31 protein-coding genes are annotated in these 25,737 nt (G+C 55.2%); 14 read left to right on the top strand and 17 right to left on the bottom strand.

Features of this window, described 5'->3' with window-relative positions:
* Position 1: 1 nt before the first annotated feature.
* From kdpC to argG, 5 genes are all read right to left on the bottom strand, one after another.
* A complete protein-coding gene (gene kdpC / locus OSH09_RS01395) occupies positions 2–676 on the bottom strand; it encodes a K(+)-transporting ATPase subunit C (RefSeq protein ID WP_266119913.1) in 675 nt (224 codons plus the stop codon).
* A 12-nt stretch (positions 677–688) separates the two neighbouring features.
* A complete protein-coding gene (gene kdpA / locus OSH09_RS01390; RefSeq protein ID WP_266119912.1) occupies positions 689–2,392 on the bottom strand; it encodes a potassium-transporting ATPase subunit KdpA in 1,704 nt (567 codons plus the stop codon).
* A 138-nt stretch (positions 2,393–2,530) separates the two neighbouring features.
* Positions 2,531–2,626 carry a K(+)-transporting ATPase subunit F gene (gene kdpF / locus OSH09_RS01385; RefSeq protein WP_207873947.1) on the bottom strand — a complete coding sequence of 32 codons (96 nt, stop codon included), beginning with the start codon at positions 2,624–2,626 and terminating at the stop codon, positions 2,531–2,533.
* Positions 2,627–2,702: 76 nt separating this feature from the next.
* Positions 2,703–3,455 carry a type 1 glutamine amidotransferase gene (locus tag OSH09_RS01380; protein ID WP_266119911.1) on the bottom strand — a complete coding sequence of 251 codons (753 nt, stop codon included), beginning with the start codon at positions 3,453–3,455 and terminating at the stop codon, positions 2,703–2,705.
* 249 nt (positions 3,456–3,704) lie between these two features.
* The gene (gene argG / locus OSH09_RS01375; RefSeq protein ID WP_207873945.1) at positions 3,705–5,039 is read right to left on the bottom strand and encodes an argininosuccinate synthase; all 1,335 of its coding nucleotides are present in this window, start codon (positions 5,037–5,039) and stop codon (positions 3,705–3,707) included.
* A gap of 177 nt (positions 5,040–5,216) precedes the next feature.
* Between argG and OSH09_RS01370 the strand changes: the two genes are divergently transcribed.
* The 4 genes from OSH09_RS01370 (at position 5,217) to OSH09_RS01355 (ending at position 7,291) form a co-directional block, all read left to right on the top strand.
* A complete protein-coding gene (locus OSH09_RS01370; protein WP_266119910.1) occupies positions 5,217–5,807 on the top strand; it encodes a peroxidase-related enzyme in 591 nt (196 codons plus the stop codon).
* A 2-nt stretch (positions 5,808–5,809) separates the two neighbouring features.
* The gene (locus tag OSH09_RS01365) at positions 5,810–6,199 is read left to right on the top strand and encodes a YbaN family protein (RefSeq protein WP_207873943.1); all 390 of its coding nucleotides are present in this window, start codon (positions 5,810–5,812) and stop codon (positions 6,197–6,199) included.
* 47 nt (positions 6,200–6,246) lie between these two features.
* Positions 6,247–6,660 (top strand): NUDIX hydrolase, encoded by a 414-nt coding sequence (locus tag OSH09_RS01360; RefSeq protein WP_222668428.1) that lies wholly within the window; start codon positions 6,247–6,249, stop codon positions 6,658–6,660.
* Between the two features lie 157 nt (positions 6,661–6,817).
* On the top strand, positions 6,818–7,291 hold the full coding sequence (locus tag OSH09_RS01355; RefSeq protein WP_207873941.1) for a hypothetical protein: 474 nt from the start codon (positions 6,818–6,820) through the stop codon (positions 7,289–7,291).
* Here the strand turns inward: OSH09_RS01355 and metC are convergent.
* Positions 7,271–8,494, bottom strand: a complete 1,224-nt coding sequence (gene metC, locus OSH09_RS01350; protein WP_376912145.1) for a cystathionine beta-lyase — start codon at positions 8,492–8,494, stop codon at positions 7,271–7,273. The genes OSH09_RS01355 and metC overlap by 21 nt on opposite strands.
* Positions 8,495–8,640: 146 nt before the next feature.
* Here metC and OSH09_RS01345 point away from each other — a divergent pair, with 146 nt between their 5' ends.
* Positions 8,641–9,102 carry an Lrp/AsnC family transcriptional regulator gene (locus OSH09_RS01345; RefSeq protein WP_207873940.1) on the top strand — a complete coding sequence of 154 codons (462 nt, stop codon included), beginning with the start codon at positions 8,641–8,643 and terminating at the stop codon, positions 9,100–9,102.
* Between the two features lie 41 nt (positions 9,103–9,143).
* Here OSH09_RS01345 and OSH09_RS01340 read toward each other — a convergent pair whose 3' ends face one another.
* Positions 9,144–10,013, bottom strand: a complete 870-nt coding sequence (locus OSH09_RS01340) for an MOSC domain-containing protein (protein ID WP_207873939.1) — start codon at positions 10,011–10,013, stop codon at positions 9,144–9,146.
* Positions 10,014–10,562: 549 nt separating this feature from the next.
* Between OSH09_RS01340 and OSH09_RS01335 the strand changes: the two genes are divergently transcribed.
* The 5 genes from OSH09_RS01335 to OSH09_RS01315 all read left to right on the top strand — a co-directional run bounded on the left by OSH09_RS01335 (position 10,563) and on the right by OSH09_RS01315 (position 13,809).
* Positions 10,563–10,829, top strand: coding sequence for a hypothetical protein (locus OSH09_RS01335; protein ID WP_009455580.1), 267 nt, complete (start codon positions 10,563–10,565; stop codon positions 10,827–10,829).
* A 180-nt stretch (positions 10,830–11,009) separates the two neighbouring features.
* Complete coding sequence (locus OSH09_RS01330; RefSeq protein ID WP_266119908.1) at positions 11,010–12,458, top strand: GGDEF domain-containing protein; 1,449 nt, start codon at positions 11,010–11,012, stop codon at positions 12,456–12,458.
* A gap of 64 nt (positions 12,459–12,522) precedes the next feature.
* On the top strand, positions 12,523–12,747 hold the full coding sequence (locus OSH09_RS01325) for a hypothetical protein (RefSeq protein WP_207873936.1): 225 nt from the start codon (positions 12,523–12,525) through the stop codon (positions 12,745–12,747).
* Between the two features lie 24 nt (positions 12,748–12,771).
* On the top strand, positions 12,772–13,458 hold the full coding sequence (locus OSH09_RS01320; protein ID WP_266119907.1) for a 3'-5' exonuclease: 687 nt from the start codon (positions 12,772–12,774) through the stop codon (positions 13,456–13,458).
* A gap of 87 nt (positions 13,459–13,545) precedes the next feature.
* Positions 13,546–13,809, top strand: coding sequence for a DUF3892 domain-containing protein (locus OSH09_RS01315; RefSeq protein WP_222668434.1), 264 nt, complete (start codon positions 13,546–13,548; stop codon positions 13,807–13,809).
* Positions 13,810–13,899: 90 nt separating this feature from the next.
* On the opposite strand, the gene OSH09_RS01310 is transcribed toward OSH09_RS01315, so the two are convergent.
* Entirely contained in the window at positions 13,900–15,051 is a 1,152-nt protein-coding gene (locus OSH09_RS01310; protein WP_266119906.1) for an ABC transporter substrate-binding protein, read from the bottom strand.
* 210 nt (positions 15,052–15,261) lie between these two features.
* On the opposite strand from OSH09_RS01310, the gene OSH09_RS01305 reads away from it, so the two are divergent.
* Both OSH09_RS01305 and OSH09_RS01300 read left to right on the top strand, forming a co-directional pair.
* Positions 15,262–15,969, top strand: coding sequence for a tellurite resistance TerB family protein (locus tag OSH09_RS01305; protein ID WP_207873933.1), 708 nt, complete (start codon positions 15,262–15,264; stop codon positions 15,967–15,969).
* A 108-nt stretch (positions 15,970–16,077) separates the two neighbouring features.
* Entirely contained in the window at positions 16,078–16,893 is an 816-nt protein-coding gene (locus OSH09_RS01300) for an META and DUF4377 domain-containing protein (protein ID WP_207873932.1), read from the top strand.
* A 450-nt stretch (positions 16,894–17,343) separates the two neighbouring features.
* Here the strand turns inward: OSH09_RS01300 and OSH09_RS01295 are convergent, their stop codons facing one another.
* Both OSH09_RS01295 and OSH09_RS01290 read right to left on the bottom strand, forming a co-directional pair.
* Positions 17,344–17,688, bottom strand: a complete 345-nt coding sequence (locus OSH09_RS01295) for a DMT family protein (protein ID WP_021446759.1) — start codon at positions 17,686–17,688, stop codon at positions 17,344–17,346.
* Between the two features lie 118 nt (positions 17,689–17,806).
* A complete protein-coding gene (locus tag OSH09_RS01290) occupies positions 17,807–18,172 on the bottom strand; it encodes a YgiW/YdeI family stress tolerance OB fold protein (protein ID WP_266119905.1) in 366 nt (121 codons plus the stop codon).
* A 277-nt stretch (positions 18,173–18,449) separates the two neighbouring features.
* Between OSH09_RS01290 and OSH09_RS01285 the strand changes: the two genes are divergently transcribed.
* Positions 18,450–18,980: a P-loop NTPase family protein gene (locus OSH09_RS01285; protein WP_266119904.1), complete on the top strand. Its 531-nt coding sequence runs from the start codon at positions 18,450–18,452 to the stop codon at positions 18,978–18,980.
* A gap of 45 nt (positions 18,981–19,025) precedes the next feature.
* Here OSH09_RS01285 and OSH09_RS01280 read toward each other — a convergent pair whose 3' ends face one another.
* Genes OSH09_RS01280 through OSH09_RS01270 form a run of 3 tightly spaced genes read right to left on the bottom strand, consistent with a single transcriptional unit; the run spans position 19,026 to position 20,147 of the window.
* Entirely contained in the window at positions 19,026–19,502 is a 477-nt protein-coding gene (locus OSH09_RS01280) for a DUF2514 family protein (RefSeq protein ID WP_266119903.1), read from the bottom strand.
* The gene (locus tag OSH09_RS01275; protein ID WP_266119902.1) at positions 19,481–19,939 is read right to left on the bottom strand and encodes a lysozyme; all 459 of its coding nucleotides are present in this window, start codon (positions 19,937–19,939) and stop codon (positions 19,481–19,483) included. The genes OSH09_RS01280 and OSH09_RS01275 overlap by 22 nt, the downstream gene beginning before the upstream one ends.
* Entirely contained in the window at positions 19,923–20,147 is a 225-nt protein-coding gene (locus OSH09_RS01270) for a hypothetical protein (RefSeq protein ID WP_266119901.1), read from the bottom strand. Before OSH09_RS01270 ends, OSH09_RS01275 begins: the two co-directional genes overlap by 17 nt.
* A gap of 135 nt (positions 20,148–20,282) precedes the next feature.
* Here OSH09_RS01270 and OSH09_RS01265 point away from each other — a divergent pair, with 135 nt between their 5' ends.
* Complete coding sequence (locus tag OSH09_RS01265; protein ID WP_266119900.1) at positions 20,283–21,269, top strand: site-specific integrase; 987 nt, start codon at positions 20,283–20,285, stop codon at positions 21,267–21,269.
* On the opposite strand, the gene OSH09_RS01260 is transcribed toward OSH09_RS01265, so the two are convergent.
* The 4 genes from OSH09_RS01260 to OSH09_RS01245 form a co-directional block, all read right to left on the bottom strand.
* Positions 21,252–21,947, bottom strand: a complete 696-nt coding sequence (locus tag OSH09_RS01260) for a hypothetical protein (RefSeq protein WP_266119899.1) — start codon at positions 21,945–21,947, stop codon at positions 21,252–21,254. The two genes, OSH09_RS01265 and OSH09_RS01260, sit on opposite strands and share 18 nt — an antisense overlap.
* A gap of 309 nt (positions 21,948–22,256) precedes the next feature.
* A complete protein-coding gene (locus tag OSH09_RS01255) occupies positions 22,257–23,570 on the bottom strand; it encodes a hypothetical protein (protein ID WP_266119898.1) in 1,314 nt (437 codons plus the stop codon).
* 72 nt (positions 23,571–23,642) lie between these two features.
* Positions 23,643–24,299, bottom strand: a complete 657-nt coding sequence (locus OSH09_RS01250) for a DUF2612 domain-containing protein (protein ID WP_266119897.1) — start codon at positions 24,297–24,299, stop codon at positions 23,643–23,645.
* On the bottom strand, positions 24,299–25,690 hold the full coding sequence (locus tag OSH09_RS01245; RefSeq protein ID WP_266119896.1) for a baseplate J/gp47 family protein: 1,392 nt from the start codon (positions 25,688–25,690) through the stop codon (positions 24,299–24,301). Before OSH09_RS01245 ends, OSH09_RS01250 begins: the two co-directional genes overlap by 1 nt.
* Positions 25,691–25,737: the final 47 nt, after the last annotated feature.

Raw genomic sequence — 25,737 nt, 5'->3', positions numbered from 1 at the left:
CCTAACGCACAGCGGGCTGGACTGCCTTAGCCATATCCAGCGCAAGATTAAGCTCCAAGACCTGTACACGCGGCTCGCCCAAGAAACCCAATTGACGGTTGCTGGTAAAGCGATCGATCAAGACTTGAACCTGGGCCAAGGACATGCCGCGCACCTTGGCAATACGGGCAGCCTGCAAACGAGCGTTAGCCACGGAGATATGAGGGTCCAGACCTGACGCCGAGGCCGTGACGGCATCCACCGGCACGAGCGCATCTTCCGCCAAGCCATTCATCAGCCGATAAGCCTTGCTACGCTCAGCCACTGCATCCAGCAAGTTCTGGCTTAATACGCCTTGATTACTGGCTCCACTGGCGGCAGCGTTATACGGCAAGGTAATGCTCGTAGAGGGATCGGCCGGGTCCGCTCCTACCGTGGCACTCGGGCGACCATGAAAGTACTCGGGCTGGCTAAAGTACTGACCAATCTGGCGTGAGCCCACAAGGTGGCCATCACGCAGGATCAGGCTGCCCTTTGCCTGCTCCGGGAACAGAGCCGTTCCGATCACGGTCGTCGCCAAGGGATAGGCAATACCAGTCAGAAGCATAAAAAACACGGCAGACAGCAGCACAGGTCGCAACAAGCTTTTCATCGTGGGTGCAGCGGGTGCCGACACCATAAATTGATGGGTAGACATGGCAATCACACCTTAAAAAGTAATTCCGTCGAGCATCAGCAGATGCTCCACAATCGGCCCCAATGCCAGCGCTGGCATGAACGTCAGCCCGCCAACGACCAGGACCACAAAGATCAGTAAACCGGTAAACAAGGGCGTCGCCGTCGACAAGGTGCCGGGGCCTGCGGGGACGGCTTTTTTAGCCGCCAGTACCCCGGCCAGGGCCAGCAAAGGCAATAGAGTCAGGTAGCGTCCAATCAGCATGGCCAGCCCAATCGTCGTATTGAAAAACGGCGTGTTAGCGTTAAAGCCTGCAAAGGCGGAACCGTTATTGGCGGTGCCCGAGGTGTAGGCATACAGGACTTCACTAAAGCCGTGGGGTCCCATATTGGACAGACTGTCCATCGTGGACGGCAGCACACTGGCCAAGGCCGTAAAGCCCAGAATGCTGAAGGCGTGCGCCAGCATGGCCAGCATCACGTACTTCATCTCCCGCGCCTCGATCTTCTTGCCCAGAAACTCGGGGCTGCGCCCTATCATCATGCCCACCAGAAACACTGTCAGAATGGCGTAGCTGACCAGGCTGATGAAGCCCACTCCGATCCCGCCAAAGACGTTGTTCAGCATCATTTGCGCTATCGGCACCAAGCCACCCAAGGGGGTCAGCGAGGAATGCATGGCATCGACCGAGCCCGTCGTGGCCGCGGTGGTTACCGTGGCAAACAAGCTGCTTTGCGCCACACCAAAACGCAATTCCTTGCCTTCCAGATTGCCGCCGCCCATCGTGCTGCTTTGAGTCTGATCGACCCCCAAAGGCGTCAACAAAGGATTGCCTGCTTGCTCGGCGCTGTAGATCAGGGACAGAAAACCGATGAACATCACCAGAAAAGCGGCAAAAAAGGCCCAGCCCTGACGACGACGAGCCAGCATGGAACCAAAGGCATAGGTCAAGGCCGAGGGCACCAGCAGCATGCTCAGCATGTGTACGGTATTGGTCAGCGGTGTGGGGTTTTCAAAAGGATGAGCCGCGTTCATGCCAAAGAAACCGCCCCCGTTGGTTCCCACGTGCTTGATACTTTCAAAGCTGGCCACCGGCCCCAGAATAATGTGCTGCTTGATGCCTTCCAGGGTGTTGACCAGCACATCAGTCGTCAGGGTTTGTGGCATGCCTTGCCAGACATACAACAAGGCCAGCAGGAAACTGCAAGGCAAGAGCAAGCGGTACAAGGAGCGGGTGAAGTCCACCCAGTAGTTGCCGATATCCGCCGAGCTTTTACGGCTCAAACCACGAATGAAGCCGCCTGCCGCCGCCAGACCTGTTGTGGCACTGATCATCATCAAAAAAGTGATGGCTGCCATCTGGGAAAAATTTGACAGACTGGACTCGCCCGAGTACGCCTGCCAATTGGTATTGGTCGTAAAGGACACGGCCGTATTAAAGGCCAGGTCTGGTGTTTGCGCGGCACGCTGCAAACTGTCTCCCGGAATCCAGCCCTGCACACGCAAAAGAACATATCCCAGAAGCAACATGGCGGCATTGCTTAACAAGAGCGCCAGACCATATCGCTTCCAGGACATTTTCTCTTCGGGATTGACCCCCAACAGCTTATAAGTGCCGCGCTCGATCAGGCTGTGATTCGGGCTGCTGAAAAAATGGGCTATCCATTTGCCCACCACCACTAACAAGACCGTTGAGACGGCCAGAATAATCAGGAACTGCAATAGATCGTCCAGCATGACCGCCCCTCTTACAGTTTCTCAAGACCAAAAACGAATCCGGTCGCCATCGCAAAGAACGCGAACAGCACCGCTAAAAATAGAAAATCACTCATATGCACACCTGTTCCCAACAATGAACACTTGCCTGGCCTGAAATTAGAATTTTTCGGCTCGCAGCAAGGCATAGAACAAATAGATAAACAGCCCCAGAGAAACCCCTCCTGCCAGAACCGTAAAAAAGGACGCACTCATCCCAGACTCCCAAGCAATGCTGACGTGCAGCAGACATCTAAAGTCTAGGATTGGCGGCATAAATTCAGAGCAGTGTTTACTGAGCTGCGTATAAAGACGGCATATGGATTAGGGGACGGGCAAGACCGGCCCGCTCCAGCAACTGGTCGGTCCAGCGTTGATAGGTATGTTTGGCGATGAGGTGCAAGGTGCCCAGATGCTGATCCAGACCAGCCAAAATTTGCTGCGCATCCTGAGCGGCCGGGCCATGCCTCTGCATCAGCTCGTGGCGACCATGCTCACACCATTGCCGAATGCTTTCAGCGGTCACTTCCAGGTGCCCTTGAAAAGCCCAATGCGGGCCCAGCGCAAAGCCTTTGTTCAAGCAATGGGGACCGTACAAAGTCCGGCTGGCGCCTGAAGGAATCTGAAAGGTGTCGTAATGCCAGTTAAACAGCACGGCGCGCCGGGGCAAGCCCATCACACGCTGGGCATGAGGGCTGCTCCAGACCTGGCCCCAACCTATATTGGGATAGGAGTTTCGTTGGACCTGGGCACCCAGCACACGGACCAGCATCTGCGCCCCGAAACAGTGCCCCAGAACGGGAATATGGCGCTGAATCGCATCCAGCAAGAACACCTGCTCGCGCACAATCCAGGACAAGGGTTCATTGACACTATGGTCGCTACCCAGCACCACAATGCCGCTGTATTCACGCGCCGATAGCGGCACCATTCCATCCAAAGGGGCCGCAATCAGTTGATATGGAAAGGCATTTTTATGCAGATGATCCAGCAGCACGCCCGGCCCTTGCGTGGCCTCGTGCTGCAAAATGGCAATTGGTTTCATGACAGAAAAGCCTGACTGGACAGGCCGCTTGTTCAGGAAAACTCAATGTAGAACTCGTCACATAAAGACAAAGATCTGTTTGAAACCGGGCTCGTATAAGTGGCATTCATTTTTGTCGATACCACAAACAGGACGCACAAAAAAACACCCCAATGCCGGATCTACCAGGCATTGGGGTGTTGATGTCTGCTGCTTTGGATCTGCCCTTGCACGCCCCGGATCGGGGCGTCACAGATCACAGCACAAACATTACTTCTTGCTGTCTTTCAACTGAGGAACAGCCGAACCAGCCGCAGGGGCCAAGAGGCCAACCTGGGTGTAGGTGAACAGCTTGTCGCGGGTGTCCACGATGTCCAGGTTACGCATGGTCAACTGACCGATACGGTCGCGTGGCGAGAACATGCTGTCCACTTTTTCCATGCTCAGGCGCTCGGCCTTGTAGGTCAGGTTAGGCGAGACAGTATCCAGAATGGAGTAGTCGTTACCGCGACGCAGCTCCAGCGTCACTTCACCGGTTACAGCACGAGCCACCCAACGCTGGGCGGTTTCACGCAGCATGATGGCTTGTGGGTCGAACCAGCGGCCCTGGTACAACAGACGGCCCAAACGCAGACCGTTGATGCGGTACTGTTCGATAGTGTCTTCGTTGTGGATACCGGTGACCAGACGCTCGTAAGCGATGTGCAGCAGAGCCATGCCGGGGGCTTCGTAAATGCCACGGCTCTTGGCTTCAATGATGCGGTTTTCGATCTGATCGCTCATGCCCAGACCATGACGGCCACCGATGCGGTTGGCTTCCAGCATCAGTTCTACAGGGTCGGAGAATTCCACGCCGTTCAGGGCAACAGGCTGACCTTCTTCAAAGCGCACACGCACTTCTTCTGCAGGCACGGCCACGTCGTCACGCCAGAAGGCAACGCCCATGATGGGTTTAACGATATTGATACCGGCATTCAGGTACTCCAGGTCCTTGGCTTCGTGCGTGGCACCCAGCATGTTGGAGTCGGTGGAGTAGGCTTTTTCGGCCGACATTTTGTAGTCAAAACCGGCTTCCTGCATGTACTCGGACATTTCTGCACGGCCGCCGAGCTCATCAATGAACGTCTGATCCAGCCAAGGCTTGTAAATCTTCAGCTCAGGGTTGGTCAACAAACCGTAGCGGTAGAAACGCTCGATGTCGTTGCCCTTGTAGGTGCTGCCGTCGCCCCAGATATGGACGTCGTCTTCTTTCATGGCGGCAACCAGCATGGTGCCGGTGACAGCACGGCCAATAGGCGTAGTGTTGAAGTACGTTACGCCACCGGTGGTGATGTGAAAGGCGTTGCACTGCAAAGCGGCAATCCCTTCAGCCACCAGTTGCTGACGGCAGTCCACCAGACGGGCCAGTGTGGCACCGTATTCCTTGGCCTTGCGGGGGATCGCATCGTAATCGGGTTCGTCTGGCTGACCCAGGTTCGCGGTGTAAGCGTAAGGGATCGCGCCTTTATTACGCATCCACAAAAGTGCGGCGCTGGTGTCCAGGCCACCGGAAAAGGCAATGCCGACCTTCTGGCCGACTGGAAGAGATTCAAGGATGGTTGTCATTATCGCGTCAGTAGTGGTGTGCAAGTTCGGTTCCGCCCGCAAGGCCCTCTAGCAGAGCCCTGCCCGTGGCAGGATCAATATGTCATTATATCGTCTTGACCGACCCTGGACACCCTTGCGTAGCTGGATTTAATTACCCGATGAACTAGAACATCCATTTTTACCTGGAGACAAGTCATGCCCGAGACACATGCTCAACCCGCTATCAGCCGCTATCCCGTCCCCACGCTGGCCGAAATGCCCGAAGATATTCGCCGTCGTATTGAAGCCGTGCAGGAAAAATCGGGCTTTATTCCGAATGTGTTTCTGGCCCTGGCACACCGTCCCGACGAATTCCGTGCTTTTTTTGCCTATCACGACGCGCTGATGGAAAAACCCAGTGGTTTGAGCCATGCCGACCGGGAAATGATTGTGGTGGCCACCTCGGCCGCCAACCAATGTCATTACTGCGTGATTGCCCACGGTGCGATTTTGCGCATTCGTGCCAAGAACCCGCTGGTGGCTGACCAGGTGGCCGTGAACTGGCGCAAGGCTGATATTCCAGCACGTCAAAAAGCCATGCTGACCTTTGCCATGAAAGTCTCGCAAAGCGCCCAGGAAATTGAAGACGCCGACTTCCAGGCCCTGCACGAGCACGGTTTCAGTGACGAGGACGCCTGGGACATCGCTGGTATCAGCGCCTTTTTTGGTCTGAGCAACCGCATGGCCAACTTCATGTCCATGCGCTGCAATGACGAGTTCTACATGCTGGGACGCGTTCCCCGCTAAACATGATGCGTTACGCCCTGTTGTTTGCCGGGTGGATCTGTGTGGCGTTGGCTGTAGCTGGCGCCCTATTACCCTTGCTTCCCACGACACCCTTCGTCCTGCTGGCCGCGTGGTGTTTTTCGCGTAGTTCGCCCCGCTTTCACCAATGGCTGCTGGACCAGCGCCATCTGGGGCCTTACTTGCGCAACTGGGAAAACGGCCAGGGGCTGACCCGCCAGGCCAAACGCCGGGCGCTTATTATGTTGTGGCTGTCTCTGGCCGCTTCGGCCTGGCTGACCAGTCACTTGGGCTGGTATCGATTGGGCCTGCTGATTCCAGGTATTTTTGCCACCCGTTATCTGCTGCGAGCCAAAACCCTGGATGACACCCCTTCCGACCCTGTGCAAAAATAGCCTGCTTGAACCGATCCTGGCTTGACCCCTTTTAGCTTGAAAAACCCATGTCCAATCCTGTCATCCTGCTGGCTGCCGCCTACATCACCAATTCTGAAGGCCAAATTCTCCTGGTCCGCAAACGTGGCAGCGCCTATTACATGCAGGCAGGTGGCAAGCTGGAAGCAGGCGAAACACCCCTGCAAGCCCTGCAACGCGAACTGGACGAAGAGCTGGGCCTGAGAGCGGAAGAAACCGCCCATGCGCACTACGAGGCGTATTTTGAAAGCCCAGCCGCCAATGAGCCCGACCATGTGGTGCATGCCCACGTGTTCACCTTGACGGTAGACCGCGATATCCAGGCGGCGGCGGAACTGGAAGAGGCACGTTGGGTCAGCCCTCAGGAAATCCGCTCCTTGACACTGGCCCCTTTATTGGCCGATCACATCCTCCCGCGCCTGTGCTCCCAGGCCGCTGCCTGACAGTCAGCCCACACGCGACTTCCTTCAGTCTTCAGCGACCCAAGCCACGAGCAGGCTATTTTTTGGCATAATGTCGCCCTTAAGTCCCCTATCTGGGGACGCAGCTATTTGCCCGACCAGCCCGCAACGGCGGGCTTTCTTTATTGAGCGCTAATTTATGTCCTCTTTGCCCTGTCAAGGCGCAATCGTCACCTTTACCCTGCAGCAACTGCGTGCCGCCACGCAAGCCGGGGGTATTTTGGGTGTGTCCATCAAAGGACAAGGCAATCATTTTTTTGTACAAGTGGCGACACGGGCAGGCCAGGCCGTGCTGGTCACAGCCCGCAGCAAAGACCCGCGTAGTTTCAAAAGCCCCTTGCAGGCAATGGTTCTGCTCAAGCAAGTCGGTATTGTGACGGGCCAGTTTGACCTGACTCAGTACACACCCGACCAGAATGAAACGGCCCCACGCAGCCGTCGCCGCCCTGCCAAACCCAGCAAACTGGGTTTGCGCTGGAACCGGATTAGCGAGCGCATCTCCAGCCCCGCTCAACCTTCTTTGGACGATCCCAGCCTGGATATCAATGAAGAGCAAACGCGTCGTCTGATCGCCCGTCAGGAAAACCAGCAGTTAAGCTTGCTGGGCAACTAAGCGCAGGCCACTGTTCTGGCAGGATGAGGGAGCCGAATAAGCCACCTCCAAGGCCTGTGCCAGATCTTGCTGCAAGTGCTGGGGCTCTTCCAGCCCCACGTGCAAGCGCAACAACTGCCCCTTCCCAAACAAGGCCCGTCCATTACGTTGAGGCATGTCGATAGGCAGAGCCAGACTCTCGAACCCACCCCAGGAAAGACCGATTCCAAACAGGCGCAAAGCCTTGAAAAAACGGGATAATTGTTCCTGACTCAAGGGTTTCAGCACAATTCCGAACAAGCCAGTCGAGCCTGTAAAATCCCGCTTCCAGATTGCATGACCCGGATGAGACTCCAAAGCCGGATGCAACACCTGCTGCACGTGGGGGTGTTTCTCCAAAAACTGCGCAATCTGCAAGGCACTGGCCTGGTGCTGGCGCAAGCGCACACCTAAAGTACGCAAGCCCCGCAAGGCCAGAAATGCATCATCCGGCCCCGCCGTCTGACCAAAATCATGCGCAGCACGACGCAATAAAAGCCAGGCTCGTTCATTCGCAGTGGCAATGCCCAGCAAGGCATCGGAGTGGCCGGTCACATACTTGGTAGCCGCCTGGATGGAGACATCCACACCATGTTCAAAAGGCTGAAAAAACAGAGGGGTCGCCCAAGTGTTATCCATCAGCACATACGCCCCCACGGCATGCACGCAGCGTGCAATGGCGGGGATATCCTGAACCTCGAACGTAGCCGAACCGGGGGACTCTACATAAACCACTTTGGTATTGGCCTTGAGCAGACTCGCAATCCCTTCGCCCAGGGACGGCTCATAAAACTGCACCTGAATTCCCATGCGGCAGGCCAAAACCTGTTGAGCGAAGGCACGCACCGGCCCATAAACCGAATCTGGCAAAAGCAAATGGTCACCCACTTCCAGCATGCCCAATAAAGCATGGGTGCAAGCCGCCAGCCCGGAAGGAAACAAACTGGCCTGATGCCCCCCTTCCAGATCCGCCACGGCCTGCGTCAAAGTCTGCAAGGTGGGATTGGTGAAACGGCCATACGAGGCATAGGGATTGTCAGGTTCTTTGCGCTGCGCCCATTGCTCCAGATTGTCCGCCAGAATGGTCGAACCACGGCAAACGGGCACATTCACAAAGCCAGCCGACACGCTGGTGTCGCGGCCTAAATGAGTCAAACGGGTATTTTGGTAGTCGCAGTCCTGCATGCTGTTTTCCTGATCGTGATCGCTACGGATGAATGGAAACAGTCTACGCAAGGGGTCGCAGTGAATTATTGCGTTTTTGCCCTATAAGATCGAGAATCCATAGAACACAAACCTATAATTATATAAATTATTAGGAAATTATTTCCATGCTGGATAAATTCGACAAACATATTCTGGAAATCCTCCAAAACGATGCCACCTTGGCCATCCAGGAAATTGCCGACCGGGTGGGTTTGTCCAGCACACCCTGCTGGCGACGCATACAACGCCTGGAACAAGAAGGCTATATAGAAAAGCGCGTGGCTCTGCTTAGCTCAGAAAAGCTGAATGTCGGGGTGACTGTGTTTGTGGCCATCAAGACCAATCAGCACAACAAGCAGTGGTACAGCCAGTTTTCTGCAGTGGTCGAGGCGATTCCGCAAATTGTAGAGTTCTACCGCATGAGCGGTGATACCGACTATTTGCTGCGCGTGGTCGTGCCCGATATCAAAAGCTTTGATCGGGTGTACCAGCAACTGATCTCTGAAATTGAGCTGACGGATGTCAGCTCCAGCTTCGCCATGGAGCAGATCAAGTTCACGACCCGCCTGCCCCTGGACTACGCCTGATCAAGACGCCAAGCAAGCGCCTGACAAGAACAGCTTAACGCTTAAAAGCTGTATTCCACATCCAGACTCTGGCCAACACGGAGCATCTGGGGCTTGGATTCGACCAGCATAGCCTGCATGCCAAACAAGGTGCCCTGTGGAAATTGACGGCTTTGCGCCAGGGCCAAGCCGGGCTGCGTGCCTACATCGGCCGTTAGCTGATTCACATTAGGCATAGGGCAGCGCGTACACCCGCGAATAAAGGCAAAGCTCAACCCTTCACTGCTGACGCCCAGAACATAGTCTTCTTCGTAGGCAGGCAAACCTTCAAACACGACATTGGCACGGAATCGGTCCATAGGCACAGCCTGTTCACCAGACTGCTGAACCAAACGATTCAACTCGTCCAGGGACGCCTCATTGGTAAAGAGAAAAGGCAGTGCATCGGCAAAACCAAAACCTCTTTGCTGATCACCAATCTCACGCCAACCTTGAGATTTCTCTTCCCAAGGGCGTACCCGCTCGGTCAAGACATAACGACGCGCCCGACTGTGGTTACGCAGCACCCGGCAAGGAGTCTGCAAAAAATTGCTAAACCAGGCTGCGACCTGGTCACCCTCGTCGCGCCCCAGCGTATCTGCACTCCAGATGCGCACAGACACGGCCACGTTATCCCCTGCCGCAGCGTCCAAAGACCAGGACAAGGGCTCCATACCCGGCGCTTGCACGGTGATCTGTCCGTCTTGCACCACGGGCCGGATCAAGGCCATGCGCGGCCAGCGGCGCTGAGTCATGAATACGCCTTGTTGATCCACCACGACCCACTCGCGGTCATAGGCCAGGCCCGCAACACTGACCTCCACGCCCTGCGGATGAGCCTGGGCAGCACAGGATTTGATGGGATGAGTAAACAGACCGGTAATGGTAATCATGAGTCGCAACAAGAAAAGGCAAAGACAAGAAACTTATTCTAGAGCAGCCAGGGCATTCACCTGCCTAGGCTTTAGCGACATATTGAAAAGGCGTGGGCCAGAAACATCGCCCTCTCAAAACTTTCTGGCCCTAGTGCTTGACAAAGATCAAAGCTTATGAGTAAATAGTTGATTGCTTGCACCAACATATCCATTACATTAAGAACGTGCAATCAACCTTTTTTTGAATGTAGCTATTTAGCAGGTCCTCTTGATCTGTCGGCATGTTCCCAACCATGCGGGTCTACATTCACAACGGCGACGACAGCCACATCCAGACTTATTTTTTGCATCGTAGCGGACTCGCTCCGTCCATTTGCTTGGCAAACGAATAAGGCGCTGTCCATGCTGCTACCGAGCACATCTGCCTGATGCATAACGCGTCCGCCAGCACGGCTCTACATTGAAATAGCAATGGCCTGGCCTCTGTATGGAGACCGGTCCATCATGGTGTCATCAAATCTCAATAAAAAAACGATGTAATGACGCCACACGATAAGGAAAAAAATTATGAAAAATATCTATCCAACCGGTTTGGTCTCGCGCCCTGAGCATATTGCCTTGAACAAAACCGATATTCGCATTGGCGACACTGTTTATTTGCAACCTAAAAACGGCCCTCGCATGGCGGGCACCGTGATTTTCAGCTCGCCTGTACACGGCTGCACCACCTATACCGCGGATGCCCAGAACCAGGACGCCAACGTGCGTTTCCGCTTCCGCCTGCAAGACGTGCACCACGTGGCACCACGCCACCCTTTGCCCGCCTTGAACTAAGGCTTTGCGCCCTAATTAATACGGGGCACCCAATCTAGTCCCCGTATTAATTTCATTTCAAAACATATAATTACAATTAGTAAGAAACATTCCTGCTTTCATCCTAAAATAGTGGCGGCTTGAAACTTATCCGACGCTGTAAAGCGTCCACGACGAGCATGCGCTCCTATGGCAACGGATATGAAACCAAAGCAGACTTTCTGCTTGCGCCCGTCACGGCGTCCTTCCTATCTCTCCCGCTTTTTTCTGTTCGGCCTGGTCTTGATCCTGACCCTGCTGGGCACAAAGCTGCGCCATTACGACGCCTTAACCATTTTTTGGCCAGCCGAAGCAGTCGTTCTGGGTCTGTTCATTCGTCGCCCGGATTGGGCCAGTCAGCTACTTAATTGGCTGATTATTGTTCTGGCCTACCTCTGCGCCGAACTGATCGCGAAGAATCCCCTGCCTATTGCGCTATTACTGACCCTGGCCAACGTCAGCGGTATCGCCCTGGCGTACCAACTGATCACCCGTAACCCCTTGCTGGATCTGTCCTTGCGACGCCCTCAGGCCATGTTGATCCTGGCGGCCTACTATGGCCTGGCCTGTGTCCTGTCCGCCCTGCTAGGGGGCCTTGCCCTGTACCTGCACACGGATCAGGACTTGTCCCTGGCCATCCTGTCCTGGATACTGACTGGCCTGATTTCCTATACCGCCATCTTGCCCGTCATCCTGACCGCCCCCGCCCGACCCTGGCGCCGCTTTCAGGAATATTGGAACGAACCCCATTTAATGAGTCTGGCCCAACTGGCACCGGCCTTGTCGCTGCTGCTGACCAGCTTGTTGAGCTTGCTGATTGACGGCCCCGGCTCCCTGGCGTTTCCTGTTCTGCCTTTATTGTGGTGCGCCCTGAGCTACTCGCTCTTTTCCACAACCTTATTAACCTTGTTCTATGTGCTCTGGACTCTTTTTGCCCTGAGCCAGCCCGTGTACTTTTTACCCAGTCAGTTACATACCTCGCTGGACCTGCTGTCCTTGCGCATTGGCGTTGCCTCTATTGCTCTGGCGTCCATTAGCAGTGCCAGCCTGATGTCGGCCCGCAACCTGGCCGTTGAAAAACTCCAGCGGCTGGCTCACCACGACGCCTTGACGGGACTGCTGAACAAACAGGCGTTTTATCAGCAAAGCCAGGCCATCCTGACGCAATGCCGCCTGAAACAAGTCCCGGTCAGCGTGATTGTTCTGGATATCGACCACTTCAAGCCTATTAACGACACCCACGGACACCATGTGGGTGACTTGGCCTTGACGGCCATCACCCAGCGCATTTCCCTGGCCTTGCGCGATACCGATCTATGCGGCCGGCTGGGTGGTGAAGAATTTGGCATCTTGTTGCCAGACTGCAGTGCCAGCCAGGCCCATGCCGTGGCCGAACGCGTCCGTAAAAGTATTGCGCTGCTTCCCTTCTCTCTGGACAACGACCAGCAACTGACCATGACGGCCAGTCTGGGCGTCGCCACGCTGGAGCCCTCCACCCTGGATCTGCATGCCCTGCTTCGCCAGGCCGACACCGCCTTGTACGAGGCAAAACGTGCTGGTCGTGACCAAAGTTATTCCTACCCTTTCCCCGAGCCCCATACGGGGACTTGACGCTATCCGTAAGCAAACCGATACTGATGTTTCAATACGAAACAAAACATCAGGGAGCGGGAATATGGCGTCAATTTACGGCTCGCCCTTGTGCCAAGCGTGTTTGAACTTGCCACAAGGATTAAGTACCAGCCAAGCGCATGCCGATTTGCGTTTGCTCGGTCAGCACCCTCCCTCCCCCGACGGAGCTCACGAAACCCAGTACCGTTGCCTGAGCTGCGAGACGCATTGGCTGCTGCGCACCAACCGCTGGGGCGTCCCCGAGGGCTTCCGCCTGAAGCCTGTATAGGCAAAGCGGGGCACATGCACTACCATGACGACTTTGTCTGTTAGCGATTCTCGTATGTCTGCCCTGCTGTTTGATACTGAAACCACTGGCTCTGCCAAACCTCAAATTATCGAGGCAGCTTGGCTGCGTTTGAGCGACCCTGCCTTCTTGATGATCAATGAAGAGTTTGAGCAACGCTACCGCCCCGACGAACCCAATACCTTGGGTGCCTTGGCAACTCACCATATCTACGACGAAGAACTGCAAGACTGCCCTTCGCACACTGAATTCAAGCTACCCGCTGATACCAAATACATCATTGGCCACAATGTGGACTATGACTGGGGCGTAGCGGGCTACCCGGCGATCAAACGCATTTGCACATTGGCGCTGGCCCGTCACCTAATGCCAGGGCTGGACAGCTATAGCCAATCCGCCCTGATTTATCACATTGACCGCCCCCATGCCCGCGAGCGCCTGCGCAATGCGCACAGTGCCTTGGCTGATGTGCACAACTGCCTGTCACTGCTGCAGCACTTGCTGGGGCTGACACAGAACATTCACAGTTGGGAGCAACTGTGGCAGCTCTCCGAGCACGCCCGCATTCCCACCATTTTGCATTTTGGCAAACACAAAGGCATGGCCATTGCGGATGTGCCACAGGATTACAAGAACTGGCTGCTGCGCCAACCGGACCTGGATCCTTATCTGATCAAGGCTTTGAAGGTCTAAACCTCAAGGTTCGTAAAATCCCTAATGGCTGCCAGCGGTCTTATGCCCAATGATGAAGGTCCCAACAAGAACTTCATGAGGTGGCAAATGATCGAGGTTGCATACGTCACGAAAGATATGCGTCGGGACCCTTACGAACGAATCACCCATTTGGGCGGCGCGGGCTGGCAGCGCTCACAACCCGATGTGGTCCAGCACATAGAGCAAGGTCAGGAAGACTATTACATTCTTCTGGACGGTATTCCTGCCAAGTTGATCGTGGCGCTCAGCCGTTTTGGTGCCAAGTACCTGAAAACTGAGCTTGAAGTTGAAGAGCCTCACATTTTGCTCAGCCTACCCAGCCAGGCCTGACCAACAAGATGGTCTGTCCTTTACTTCCTATCAGAGGGATATGAAAAACGCGGCCTGAGCCGCGTTTTTTTATGCCTGCATCAACCCGATTTACGGTTTGAGCAAGTGCCACTGACCATTACGCACGGTAATCAGCTCACGGCCACGCTCATCAAAGCCGCTATGGTCCTCGGGCGACATGGTGTACACCCCTTGAGTCGCCACCAGATCCCGCGTCTGCTCCAAGGCATCGCGCAAGGCGGAACGAAACTCGGGGGTGCCTGGCTTGGCCTTGGCGGCGGCTTCAGGAATCGCCTTTTCCAGCAACAGACCTGCGTCATACACGTTGGCGCCGAAGGTTGCTGGTGCCGAACCATAACGCTCGGTGTAACGCTGAATGTAGTTCTGGGCAATCGGCTTGGATGGATTGCTATCTTCAATTTCCGGCAGAACCAGCATCAGGCTGGCGGCCAGAATCGTGCCTTCCACCTGCTCGCCCCCCAGACTCAGGAAGGCCGGTAACGCAGCACCGTGCGTTTGATAAATTTGCCCTTTGTAACCTTGCTTAACCAGAGTCACCTGGGGAAGCACAGCCGCAGCACCCGTCCCCGCCACCAACACCACATCCGGTTTAGCCGCAAAAATCTTCAAGGCTTGACCCGTTACCGAGGTGTCCGAACGCACATAGCGTTCTGTGGCCACAATCTTGATATTGTTCTGGTCAGCCAAGTTTTTGAACACACTTAACCAGCTCTCGCCGTAGGCATCATTAAAGCCCAGGAAGCCCGCGGTTTTTACCCCATTGGCCACCATGTGCTTGACCAGCGCCTGAGCAATGATGTCGTCGTTCTGCGTGGTTTTAAAGACCCACTTCTTTTGCTCCGTCATGGGCAGAACCACCGAAGCCGCACCCACTGGGGCCAGCACAGGCGTACCCGCGTCAGCAGCAAACTGAATCAAGCCCATTGCATTGGGCGAGCCGGTAGGCCCGATCAAGGCGTCGATCTTGTCTTCGGAAATCATTTTCTTGAACAAGGTCACGGTCTGGTTCGGATCGCTGGCGTCATCCAGGGAGATGTACTCCACCGTCAAATCCCCAACCTTGGTCGGCAAAAGCGGCACCGTATTGCGCTGAGGCAAACCCACTACCGCGGTGGGTCCGGTGGCCGAGGCAATAACGCCAATCTTCACCTGTGATTGGGCCGGTGTGGCCAAGGCGGCCAGAACAATGGACAAAGCGAAAGCAGTTCGAGTCAATTTCATAATATGCAGAGCTAATTAAGCCCTTCCCCCCTTGATATCAGCGCAGCCGCGCCTATATGGATTGATCTGGACATAAGATACCAAATTCCCCGTGCCCTACACGCCTTGCTGGGCGATTTTCTCCGGCAGGTCTGCTTACAATTGTACGCGGGCGCGCCTAATAAAGTAGTTTATAACGAAGCTACTGTTTACCTCTGATAGAGCGAATCCATGTCACTTCAGCAAATGCTGCAACAAATTCTGCAAAGCGGCCAAAGCGCACTGAAACAAGGTCAGGGCCAATTGAACTCCTCCGGCCTAGGTAAAAAGATTAGTGAACAGGCTGGCGGCTTTGGCGGCGGTGCCGTCGTAGGCGGCGTTCTGGGCGTCCTGCTGGGCAACAAGAAGTTCCGCAAGATGGGGGGCTCCATGGCCGCCTATGGTGGAGCGGCTGCCCTGGGTGCCCTGGCCATCAAGGTCTACCAAAACTGGCAGGAACAAAATGCGGGCCAGCAATCGGCTCCTACGCCGGTGCAAGCCGTCCCCCCCGCCCCCCTTCCTTTAGCCGCCACCAGCCAGGCCGATACCCATGCCATGGTCATTCTGGCCGCGCTGGTCTCCGCCGCCAAAGCAGACGGCCACATCGGTGATGCCGAGCGCGAATTGATCGAGGCGGAGGTCAATAAAATGTCGGCCCCCGAACAGGCTCGCCACTGGTTGTCTCAAGAGCTGCTCAAACCCGTCGACCCTCAGGCCGTGGCCCAATTGGCTCAAACCCCGGAGATGGCGGCTGAGATCTATTTGACCAGCGTGATCGCCATCGATGAGCAAAGCTATATGGAACGAGCCTACCTGGATGAGCTGGCACGTTTACTATCCTTGCCAGACTCCTTGCGCAAAAGTCTGGATAATCAAGTTCAGGCTTTAACGACGAACTAAATTCGGTACCGGGCCGATCGACCCGATTGTCCCCTCTGGATTATCTTGTTTTACCCAGGGCTGCCCCCCCCCCCGACGCAGCCCTACGACTCATCAAGGAAACCACCCATGAAAAACACCCTCAAGTTGACGATTGGTTCACTGGCCTTAATGGGTCTAGCCGCTTGCGCGGCTCCAAATAACAGCAACACCGCTACTTCCGAGCGCCAAATGGACAAAGAAACCTCTTTACAGGCTTATCACTGGCGTTTGTTTGCCACGACCGGTAAAGACGGCCAGCCAGCCCCGGCCATTCCTGGCGCTGGTGGCGAACAAGTTACCTTGAATTTCTCTGACAAGATGATGTCCGTGGACAATCTGTGTAATGTCCTGGGCAGTGGCTACACCATCAGCGGTTCAAAAATAACCTTCACCTCGCCCGTCAGCACCATGAAGATGTGCTCGGACCCCGAGCTGATGCGTAACGAGCAAGAAGTAGGCAAACTGCTGCCTACGGCAAGCAACTGGAGCATGGCCAAGGCCGACTCGGCCCCGGACAACCCAGCCCCTGTCCTGACCCTAAGCTTCAAAGACGGCAGCAAATGGCGCCTGAAAGGTGAGCCTACCGCCACGACCCGCTATGGTAGCGAGCCTACCCGCGTCTTCCTGGAAGTGGCCGCTCAGCGCGAGGCCTGCTCGCACCCCATGATGCCTAACTACCAGTGCTTGAAAGTACGCGAGATCCAGTACAACGATTCTGGTATCAAAACCCACACAGGCGAATGGATGTACTACTACGGCGACATTGAAGGCTACACCCACACCCCGGGCGTTCGTAACGTGCTGCGTATCGACCGCTACGAACTGAAGAATGTTCCTGCCGATGCGTCTTCCAAGGCCGACGTGCTGGATATGGTGGTCGAGTCTGAACAGGTCGGCAAGTAAGCCTGACCATAACGCCGTCGGAGCCTTATCTGCACTGACCGCTTGATCAAATACCCCTAAGACTGGAGTGACATCCGGCCTTGGGGGTAGTTTCTTTCAGGGCCGCTTTTTATCCAAATTCAGCTAGAAAACCACCTCGGATTGGCCCAGCAAGCTAAGAAACAGCAGGCCCAGAGCCACAAATAGTTACTCACTGCTATGCTTTGAACCTAGTCAGCGGGCCTGCCCATCCGTAGTATGGAAATACCGGATAACATTTTTCACCTCCCTATTTATCCGGCTTCAGGCCTTGCGACATGCGAGGCTTTTTTTTGTGCCTGCTTTTGTGTCTGCACATACTCTCAGAACAAAAAAATAGCCCGGTGGATCGCATTTGCGTCACACCGAGCTTTGTTCTTCCTGCCGTAAACCACAGAGCCTGAGCTAAAGGGACGGCAGCGGAATTTACCCTTACTTCAGCGGCCCATAAAAAATAAAAAATGCTCCTGCACCAATCAAAGTGAAGCCAAGCAGGTGATTGAGCGTAAAGCTCTCTTTCAGATACAGCACCGAGAACACCACAAACACCAGCAAGGTAATTACTTCCTGCATGGTCTTTAACTGGGCCGCGCTGTAGACAGTATGCCCAAGACGGTTGGCAGGCACCGCCAGGCAGTACTCCACCAAAGCGATACCCCAACTGATCAGCACCACCTTGAGCAAAGGACTATTGGGATACTTCAAATGTCCATACCAGGCAATGGTCATGAACACATTGGAGACGACCAACATCAGGATTGGGAGAATCTTAGCCATTCTGGACGCAGAGATAAAAAGCGGCCCATGCCGCAACCCGGCCAGTGTAGCGTCACATTCAATCAGCGGATATGGGGATAATCAGGCAGCCGAAAAACAAAGCATCAAGTAAGCCGCATCAGTCCACGACCTTCAGGAAATCCACCTCGATCTCGGGTGGTCGCTTGGAGCTGGTGTCAACCTCGCCAATCAACTCCACCTTGTTTTTCTCATCCAGGGTCTGGCCCACAAAATGCTTGGCCTTGATCTCCGCCACGATCTCTCCGGTACCATCAGAAAACAAAAACTTGTCATGGGCGGTTTGACGCAGCAGATGACCTTGAACCCGAACGTCCTGATCATCCACAGGATTTTTCAAAATCTCCGCCACCGTCGTCTGGCCGATCTCCGAAGGACCCGTGTACTGAGCATGGGCAGGAAACGACAAGACAGCCGAAGAAATAGCCAGCACCAAGGCCGAGCGCAATTTGACGTAACTGGACATAATGACTCCCATTGTTCATGGCTGGAAATTCAACCATAACAGCAGATATCATCAGTGTCCTTATCAGAACAGAGGTTTTGGGCTTGCCTTGTTACCAAGCGCGACACGGCGGGCAGGATTCGCTTGCCATCTGCGCCGACAGTGAGCAGATCCGACTATCACGGCTAAACACCGCTCATCCCAGCCTGACTGAGAACAGTGAGGCGGTGATAGACTCACCTCACCACGACCCAACAGCCTCGCGGCTCCTGAACCTTCATCACACCAGCACCACAACATGCCCGTTCTTGAGAATCTAGGCCCCCGCATCTGCATTCTTGGCCCGTCCAATAGCGGGAAATCCACCCTGGCTGACGCGATCGAACACAAGCTGACCATCCCCGCCGTACACCTGGATCAGCTCTACCATCAACCACATACCAACTGGGTTCCCCGCCCCGAAGCGGATTTTGTCGCGCTGCATCAGGCGGCTATTGCGCAGGAGCAATGGGTGATGGAAGGCAACTACACCCGCCACCTGCCCGCACGCCTGGAGCGCGCTACGGGTTTTATCCTGCTGGACGTGTCCACAGCGACCAGCCTGCTACGCTACTTTCGACGCACGCTGTTTGAACGCGATCGCCGTGGAGCCCTGGAGGGCGGTAAAGATAGCGTGAAATGGCAAATGATCCGCCATATCACCGTCGTCACACCACCCAACCGGCAGAAGTACCTGAAGATTTTCGCAGCAAGCACCTTGCCTAAAGTCAGACTCGGCAGCCCCCGCGAACTGCAGCAGTTTTATCAAGCTGAGGGCCTGGAGCGCTAAGCAGACAATGTGCCCGCTCCGTAAAGCAGCGCTACGTACAGCGCCCTACTTCCGAAGCTCGAGCACATACCCCTGCAAACCACCTAAAGCGCCCCGATATCCGTCAGCCGCTGCTGCCAACTCTGTATATCGCTCTGCGCACAGGCCGACCACGTTGCGCAGTTCGGCAGCAATTCGGGCGTTTTCATCCAGCGCATATCCGGCTCGGGCAGCCTGAGAGGCGACACGATCATTGGCGGCGGCGAGCTTGCCGCGCAAGCCGTCAAGATCGATGCGAGCAGCCACAGCAGCACGCTGCGCCACATCCAACTGCGCTTGATAATTGACTCGAACATCCTCCACCTCCTTTTGTAATCGTTGCTCCATCAAGCGCGCGCGAACCTCGGCCTGCAACTGCGCCGCCCTGGTCTCGGCCTGGGCCAGCTCATATCCCTTGCGATACTGCTCCTGACCATATAGCGCCCCCCATAAAAAAAGGGCTGCCAGAACAGCAGCCCCTGCTAATGCAGACTTGACAGACATAGCTGCCTCTCAGCCTGACGCCGCCGCTCCAGCCCCCGCAGCTTGCGACCACCGGCATAGACCCAACGATCCAGCTCCCGGCATGCGCCGGCTATATCCTGAGCCCGTAGCTTGCGCAACAAGGTCGAGTTGGCATAAGCCCCGGCACCCACGTTGTAGACAAAGCTGCTCAAAGCGACCCGTACCTCATCCGGCAAGGGATACGTCACGGAACGATCCACCACCACCAAAGCCCCGCGCACCTCCTGTTCAGTCAGCGCATCACACCGCTCCGGGGTCGCCACATCACCCAACCTGACCCCTTGCGTATAGCCCTCACAGATCGTCGGAATCCCCACCGGATCCACATAAGCCACCAAAGAGCGCCCTTCCCAGGCAGCCACCAGCGCAATCGCTGCCGCGACCACCCCAGAGCCCAGCTTAGTTTTTAGATCCATGCTTCCACTCCTTGAGCTGGCGCCAGGCCCGCTGCACGCCCCCCACAATCCGGGCCGCTGCCCGAATAAACTCGGGCAGCTTGGTCACAATCAAAATCACCACATAAGCCGCCCACAGCGTCAGCACAAAATCCTGCATCGTCCAGCCATAAATAAGCAGGGCCGAGCCGGTGCTTATGGGTAGGTGAGCGGCGTCGTTATCAAACATCATTTTTTCCCTTGCATAAACGTCATCACTGAATGAGGAACCCCAGCAGACACCGATATACCGCCCCATAGGAGCACGACTGTTAAAAAGCACAGGTGAAATGGCCAGCCTATGGCCTACAAGACAGATTTACTTATGAATGCCACCCGTCAGCGCCGCCTTTCCCGAACCTGCCCTTCATTGGCGGAGGCCTTGGAGCGATATCTGAACGAGGTGTCTGCCCTGAAAAAATCGGCCTACCAGGAGCGCTCTTTAACCCGAGCCTGGAACAGCACCTTGCTGACAAACCGAAATATTGCCCGGATCACACCGCAGGATTTACAGCGCATCCGCGATGAGTGGATGCAAACCCGCACACCCGTGACCGTCAATCGACGGATGGCACTTCTTTCCCATCTCTACACAGTCGCCCGTAAAGACTGGGGCTATAGCTGGCTGGCCAACCCGGTCCAACTGATTCGACGCCCCGCCGTCAACGATGCGCGAGATCGTCGACTGTTCAATCAAATTCGTCTGTATGGCGTAAGCCCCGAAGAGTGTCCACGCTCCGAGGTCGAATGGATCCTGAAACACACCCGCTCCAGTTGTCTGCCCACAGTTGTCGCCCTGGCTGTGGAAACAGGCATGCGCCGCTCTGAAATTGTAAATTTGACTCGTGAGCAAATCGACTTGACGCACGGCGTTATCATCCTGCAAGACACCAAAAATGGCTATACCCGTTACGTACCTTTGACCCCTTTTGCACGCGACGCGCTACGCAAATGGCTAGTCGGCAAACCCTTGCGAGGCCGCATTTTTGATGTCACGCCAGGCTCAATCAGCCGCGCCTTTGGCCGTGCCCGCATACGTGCCCGGAAAGCCTACGAAACCTTATGCCGTCAATACAGTCGGCGTCCTGTCCGTGCCTACTTCCTGGATCTGCGGTTTCACGATCTGCGCCATGAGGCCACCTCTCGCTTGGCTGATGTCTTTCCCGCCCATGAGCTTGCCAAAGTCACTGGGCATCGAGATACCAGAATGCTGCAACGCTATTTTCATCCTCGCGGGCGGGACCTGGCCCAGAAGCAGATGCGCAGCAAACTGGGCCGCGCCCAATCCGATCACTTACGCCTGGGTGCCTGATACAGGCCAGACAATCGCTTTGACAGCCGCGGCTGAACCAGCAGCATCAATCTGATCACGCAACCCTTGGCGCAGGCCAATGAACTGCTGGGTAATTTGTAGAAACGAACGCACCTGCGCCAAGGTTTTTTGACGCATGTCTTCCAGAGGAATACCGCGCACCGCCGCAATGCCATCCAGATAAGGAGTGGATGCCGATGCATCATCGGACCATGCCAGTGCCTCTGCCTGTTGCACAGCCCAGGTCAGACGTTCGGTCGCAGGATAAGCAGCAGTCAACCCAAACACTGCTTGTTCAAAGCCCGCATTAACAACCGCCAACTGTTGTTCACGCAAATACTCCAGACTTGCTTGCGCCTCAGGCTCAGGTTCCGTACTCAACCAGGAAGGCAACACACCCAGGCCATCATAAGTCTGGTCAAAATAGGAAGCACCCAGCGTGTAAGGGCCATTCGGGGTATAAAGCACGACTTTGCGGTTGTCATCCACCAACTGCCACTCCCCGGTACCCGGCTCCCCATACTCCAGATCCAGCGTCTCCAGCCGAGATACCCAACGCGATACCTTACCGGCAGGAATAGTACTGGGGGGAGCAACAGCAACATCACCAAACCCTTTTTCTTGATAAGGGGACAGACCATTAAGCAGGCCATGAGCATCAGTTTGAAAATTAGGCATAAAAACTCCTGGCCACATTGTTGTGGCATAGAAAAATTAGAAAAAGTGACTATGGGACTGCAAATGTGAGGGCACTAAGTACAACCCAACTTGACGCGCTGCAAAATATCATCGGTGGGCTGGGTGACTTCGTGCCCTCTACAGGAGCAGTGACCGGTGCTTTTAATCAGTTAGTAAACTCGGGAGCCAGAGATGCAGCGATGACAGGGCCACCAGTGCACTGGCATCGGTTTGACTTCGATGCATCCCGAGTATGTCGAACATCCACAGAAACTCGCTCCCAAAAATATGGCATTGCCCCCCCCGCATTCAAATCTGAATACGTGGGTGCAGGGCCGTATTTACAGGCCTTGTTTCCATCTCTTGATTAGGAAACATCGAGGCTGAAAGTTCCCCCATAGAGCCCGCAGCATCTGCGCCTACAAGTGATATTTCTGCACCGGTTGGATCGAAACCAGTCGATATCCAGGTTTGTATTGGATGCATGCGGGTAGCTGCATTTTGTGTACTGCCTAGCAATCTTGCATTTGCAGTGTCAGCGTCAGTTCCGGTTGCGCGGATGAATTGATCGCGCAAATCGGGCAGGCGGAAACTGCTGGACGAGACCTTGGAAAACACGAATGCGCCCTTTTTCCAGTCAGCCGGAGCCACGATATGGCCGTTTGCCTCCGCCCAGGCAACCAGAGCCTTGTAGCGGGTATTGGTCGGTGCCACTACTTGTCCGATCGCATCAACCTCATCGGCACGGGCGCTCATCGATGTTCCCCAAACAAAGCGCCCCACATCAGGGCTCGCATACCCCTTAAAGGATCCGATCGTTTGCCAATGCAAAATCTGCTGGCGATCAATCACATAGATAACCGGCCCGGAGTCCGTCGTGGGTGTGGTTGCAAAGATAGGCAGCGAGCTGGCCTTGTCAGCTTTGCTATCAGGGTCGAAGTTACCTGTATGAAACAGCTCGACCGCGTTGCTGTACGCCGAGATGTCTTTGTTCCAGCTATTCAGGTAATAACGATCCTTATACGGATCATTGGACAGACGAAACCCACCCACCGTGCTGCTATAGGGCATTTCAACAAAGAAGGAACCACCGCCAAACGGGACTGCACTTGCCTGGTAATACAAGCCCATTGGGTTCAAGTTGGTTCGGCCTTTGGGCGGGGTGACCATCACGCCGCCAATGCCAAAGTCCCCTACTTTCAACAGACGACCGCTTGTGACATCATTGCTGCTTTGCGTGATGTTCAAGCTCAGGCCATACGGAGTCAACGCCTTGGTTTTACTGGCCAGTGCGATAGCCTCGGCATCTGTGGCAAAAGCCGCCAAGCCTTTCCTGGCCGTAGTCGCATCCGGCGTCACAGCCGTCAGCAACTTGTTCAGTCCCAGCAAGTCGTCGCCCCCAATGGTGACCTTGCGAGCATCTGCCGCCTGCTTGAACTGGCCCCACAACCAGGCAAACTTCTCGTCATTGAGCTGCTGCAGCTTGTTGAACTGCTCCACTGATGGCGGGGTCGAACCGATGAAAGCCCAGCCTAATTTGTATTGATCATCTTGCAGGTCAATAATGCCGCCGGTTTGACCCCATTTGTATTCAAAGCCGGAATAGAAATTCACTACTGCCATTTTCACACCTCATAAAAAGACCGTCCGAAGGCGGTGGCTACCAACACGCGTGCGTGGTGGCAATATTGGTTTTCAAATAATTCGTGCCAGCATCCCGGTGCCAAAGCCATAGAAGCTCTGGCTGGTAAAGCCGAATGGTTTTTCGTTGGATCCGGTCAGGATGTGCACTCCTACTCCGGCCGCTGCTGGCACCCATTGATACGGGTCAGCCATCAGGGGATTGTGTGGACCGGGCAAAGCACTGATCCAAATATTGAGCTTGGCATTGCCCACATCTTTGATACGAACCTGGGACACCTCAAAGATGGTCTTCAACGCGGCTGCGATTTCTGGTGTCGTCCCATGTCCATTGTTGACCGCGATCTTCCAGTACAGGATTCGCCGGTACTCCGCATCCAGGAGCGTGCTAGAGCCCGATGTTTCGCTTTCATGCTCACGACGAATCCGAGCCAGGCCGAAACCAACGGTGGCAGGCTGAGCAACAAAGCCAAAGAACTGCACATAGACCGAGTTTTCAATCTCGCGAGACTGCCCCACAATCTGGCCAATCCCATCCAGTTGCCGCCCAACGGCTACATCCAGCCAGCGCTCATCGTGCAACGCTTTGAGCTGATGATGTTCGAGCGGTACATACAAGGCCCGTACCAAAGACTCCAGCCGTGAGGAGCCGCCGTACTGATCCAGAAAATGCTTCCAGGCAATATCGGCATGATGTTGTTCCAGATTCATCACGTCACCTTTATGCGGCTGGCATCAAACATGGCCTTCTGGGCATCCCCAATTTCAATATTGGCGGCCTTGTAGTCGGCAGCCCCCGGCACAAACGTGGGATTCGTGGAATGGGCAAGCTGCAGATCCACCTGAGCAATCCCTTTAGTGCCATAAATCAGGCAAAAGAATCGCTGGTGCCGTACATCCAGACCAATGGTGTGCCCCTCGCCGGTAGCAAGAATGGCTTTTTCAATCTGCCCAAAGCCATCTGGCGGGAATGCCTGCTCTTCAACAGGTAACAAGGTCACCACCGCTCGCACCCACACATACACAGGCTCAGGCCGATCAAATTGAATCAACTGAATACCTTCCGGGGTGTCCAGCACTTTAGTAATGGCGCCGTTGGTATCAATGCCTCCGCTCTTGAAGCGATAAATGGCATGGGCGATATCGTCATCAATACCGCCATCCACAATCACATGCACACTGTGCGGTTTACGCCCTGCAGCATCGACTTGATCGGTTTGATTATTGAAAACCCGAATATCGCTGATACCCGGGACCTCATTAAAAATGTTGGGCCCAATACTGGGCAGTGTCGCCGCGCCAAAGCGGAATACACCCAAGCGATAGCGAGCACGTAACTGGGCATCTGTTTCGCGTTGGTGCCCCACTGCACCAAATTGCAAATTGCTTACCCGAGCCCATCCGGCTACCAACGTCACGATCGAATCCAGATCTCCTGGTTCAGTGACCTCTGCAATCGCCTCTACGGTTTCTGCCAGGACAGGCGAACCCACCTCCGCAAAGGACAAGTTGCCGCTTAGCTGGATACTGACGGACAAGGTGGCTACCGCCACCAGGCGGATCGTCGCGCCATCACTGGCAACGTGCAAACCACTGGGGGCCAGAGCCACAACCAAACCAGCCAGCACAGAGGCAATCGTGGCTCCTGCTTCGCTGATATAGGTATAAGGCGTCCCATCCACCGTCACGATGTAGCTTGCCGAAGACTGGACAACAGGCACAAGGCGCACGTCTGCCGCTGCGCCCGCCGCAATCGTGATGTCCTGTGTAGTACGCCAAATAGTTTGCGTACTGCGATGACGGATCTGAGCGCCCATCGGAATTTGTGTCCCCTGCAAACCATACGCAAGCACATAGACCCGGCTACGCTCGGCTTTCAAACGTTTCACACCTGAAAAGGACACCGCCCGATCCAAGGACACCCCGCTAGCTGACCCGGGGTACATGGCGTAGTACACCCCCTCCCCCATTTCCCACAGCGCCGTTTCACGCTCGGCAAACGTGTCGATCAACACCCCCGTGACCGAGTCTGGCCTGGTTTCCATATCATCAGGCAGACCGCGTGCGCGCAAATTTCGGCGCAGCTCCTCTATGATTTCCATCCGGATTTCAGGTAGGCGCGGACGCACAAACCCCTCCGGAGTCACAC

It is taken from the genome of Alcaligenes parafaecalis, from assembly GCF_026344135.1.
GTDB classification, from domain to species: domain Bacteria; phylum Pseudomonadota; class Gammaproteobacteria; order Burkholderiales; family Burkholderiaceae_B; genus Alcaligenes; species Alcaligenes parafaecalis.
This window is presented reverse-complemented; position numbering and strand designations above follow the sequence as displayed.

What these genes read in the sequence shown, in the direction of transcription:
- OSH09_RS01335 (WP_009455580.1), top strand. Translation starts at nt 10,563, where the DNA reads ATGAAAAATATCTATCCAACCGGTTTGGTCTCGCGCCCTGAGCATATT.
- OSH09_RS01370 (WP_266119910.1), top strand. Translation starts at nt 5,217, where the DNA reads ATGCCCGAGACACATGCTCAACCCGCTATCAGCCGCTATCCCGTCCCC.
- OSH09_RS01345 (WP_207873940.1), top strand. Translation starts at nt 8,641, where the DNA reads ATGCTGGATAAATTCGACAAACATATTCTGGAAATCCTCCAAAACGAT.
- OSH09_RS01270 (WP_266119901.1), bottom strand. Translation starts at nt 20,147, where the DNA reads ATGTTTGATAACGACGCCGCTCACCTACCCATAAGCACCGGCTCGGCC.
- argG (WP_207873945.1), bottom strand. Translation starts at nt 5,039, where the DNA reads ATGACAACCATCCTTGAATCTCTTCCAGTCGGCCAGAAGGTCGGCATT.
- OSH09_RS01260 (WP_266119899.1), bottom strand. Translation starts at nt 21,947, where the DNA reads ATGCCTAATTTTCAAACTGATGCTCATGGCCTGCTTAATGGTCTGTCC.
- OSH09_RS01315 (WP_222668434.1), top strand. Translation starts at nt 13,546, where the DNA reads ATGATCGAGGTTGCATACGTCACGAAAGATATGCGTCGGGACCCTTAC.
- OSH09_RS01245 (WP_266119896.1), bottom strand. Translation starts at nt 25,690, where the DNA reads ATGGAAATCATAGAGGAGCTGCGCCGAAATTTGCGCGCACGCGGTCTG.
- OSH09_RS01320 (WP_266119907.1), top strand. Translation starts at nt 12,772, where the DNA reads ATGACGACTTTGTCTGTTAGCGATTCTCGTATGTCTGCCCTGCTGTTT.
- OSH09_RS01285 (WP_266119904.1), top strand. Translation starts at nt 18,450, where the DNA reads ATGCCCGTTCTTGAGAATCTAGGCCCCCGCATCTGCATTCTTGGCCCG.
- OSH09_RS01310 (WP_266119906.1), bottom strand. Translation starts at nt 15,051, where the DNA reads ATGAAATTGACTCGAACTGCTTTCGCTTTGTCCATTGTTCTGGCCGCC.
- OSH09_RS01265 (WP_266119900.1), top strand. Translation starts at nt 20,283, where the DNA reads ATGAATGCCACCCGTCAGCGCCGCCTTTCCCGAACCTGCCCTTCATTG.
- OSH09_RS01280 (WP_266119903.1), bottom strand. Translation starts at nt 19,502, where the DNA reads ATGTCTGTCAAGTCTGCATTAGCAGGGGCTGCTGTTCTGGCAGCCCTT.
- OSH09_RS01290 (WP_266119905.1), bottom strand. Translation starts at nt 18,172, where the DNA reads ATGTCCAGTTACGTCAAATTGCGCTCGGCCTTGGTGCTGGCTATTTCT.
- kdpF (WP_207873947.1), bottom strand. Translation starts at nt 2,626, where the DNA reads ATGAGTGCGTCCTTTTTTACGGTTCTGGCAGGAGGGGTTTCTCTGGGG.
- OSH09_RS01380 (WP_266119911.1), bottom strand. Translation starts at nt 3,455, where the DNA reads ATGAAACCAATTGCCATTTTGCAGCACGAGGCCACGCAAGGGCCGGGC.
- OSH09_RS01355 (WP_207873941.1), top strand. Translation starts at nt 6,818, where the DNA reads ATGTCCTCTTTGCCCTGTCAAGGCGCAATCGTCACCTTTACCCTGCAG.
- OSH09_RS01305 (WP_207873933.1), top strand. Translation starts at nt 15,262, where the DNA reads ATGTCACTTCAGCAAATGCTGCAACAAATTCTGCAAAGCGGCCAAAGC.
- OSH09_RS01295 (WP_021446759.1), bottom strand. Translation starts at nt 17,688, where the DNA reads ATGGCTAAGATTCTCCCAATCCTGATGTTGGTCGTCTCCAATGTGTTC.
- kdpA (WP_266119912.1), bottom strand. Translation starts at nt 2,392, where the DNA reads ATGCTGGACGATCTATTGCAGTTCCTGATTATTCTGGCCGTCTCAACG.
- OSH09_RS01250 (WP_266119897.1), bottom strand. Translation starts at nt 24,299, where the DNA reads ATGAATCTGGAACAACATCATGCCGATATTGCCTGGAAGCATTTTCTG.
- OSH09_RS01325 (WP_207873936.1), top strand. Translation starts at nt 12,523, where the DNA reads ATGGCGTCAATTTACGGCTCGCCCTTGTGCCAAGCGTGTTTGAACTTG.
- OSH09_RS01340 (WP_207873939.1), bottom strand. Translation starts at nt 10,013, where the DNA reads ATGATTACCATTACCGGTCTGTTTACTCATCCCATCAAATCCTGTGCT.
- OSH09_RS01300 (WP_207873932.1), top strand. Translation starts at nt 16,078, where the DNA reads ATGAAAAACACCCTCAAGTTGACGATTGGTTCACTGGCCTTAATGGGT.
- OSH09_RS01360 (WP_222668428.1), top strand. Translation starts at nt 6,247, where the DNA reads ATGTCCAATCCTGTCATCCTGCTGGCTGCCGCCTACATCACCAATTCT.
- OSH09_RS01330 (WP_266119908.1), top strand. Translation starts at nt 11,010, where the DNA reads ATGAAACCAAAGCAGACTTTCTGCTTGCGCCCGTCACGGCGTCCTTCC.
- kdpC (WP_266119913.1), bottom strand. Translation starts at nt 676, where the DNA reads ATGTCTACCCATCAATTTATGGTGTCGGCACCCGCTGCACCCACGATG.
- OSH09_RS01275 (WP_266119902.1), bottom strand. Translation starts at nt 19,939, where the DNA reads ATGGATCTAAAAACTAAGCTGGGCTCTGGGGTGGTCGCGGCAGCGATT.
- OSH09_RS01255 (WP_266119898.1), bottom strand. Translation starts at nt 23,570, where the DNA reads ATGGCAGTAGTGAATTTCTATTCCGGCTTTGAATACAAATGGGGTCAA.
- metC (WP_376912145.1), bottom strand. Translation starts at nt 8,494, where the DNA reads ATGCAGGACTGCGACTACCAAAATACCCGTTTGACTCATTTAGGCCGC.
- OSH09_RS01365 (WP_207873943.1), top strand. Translation starts at nt 5,810, where the DNA reads ATGATGCGTTACGCCCTGTTGTTTGCCGGGTGGATCTGTGTGGCGTTG.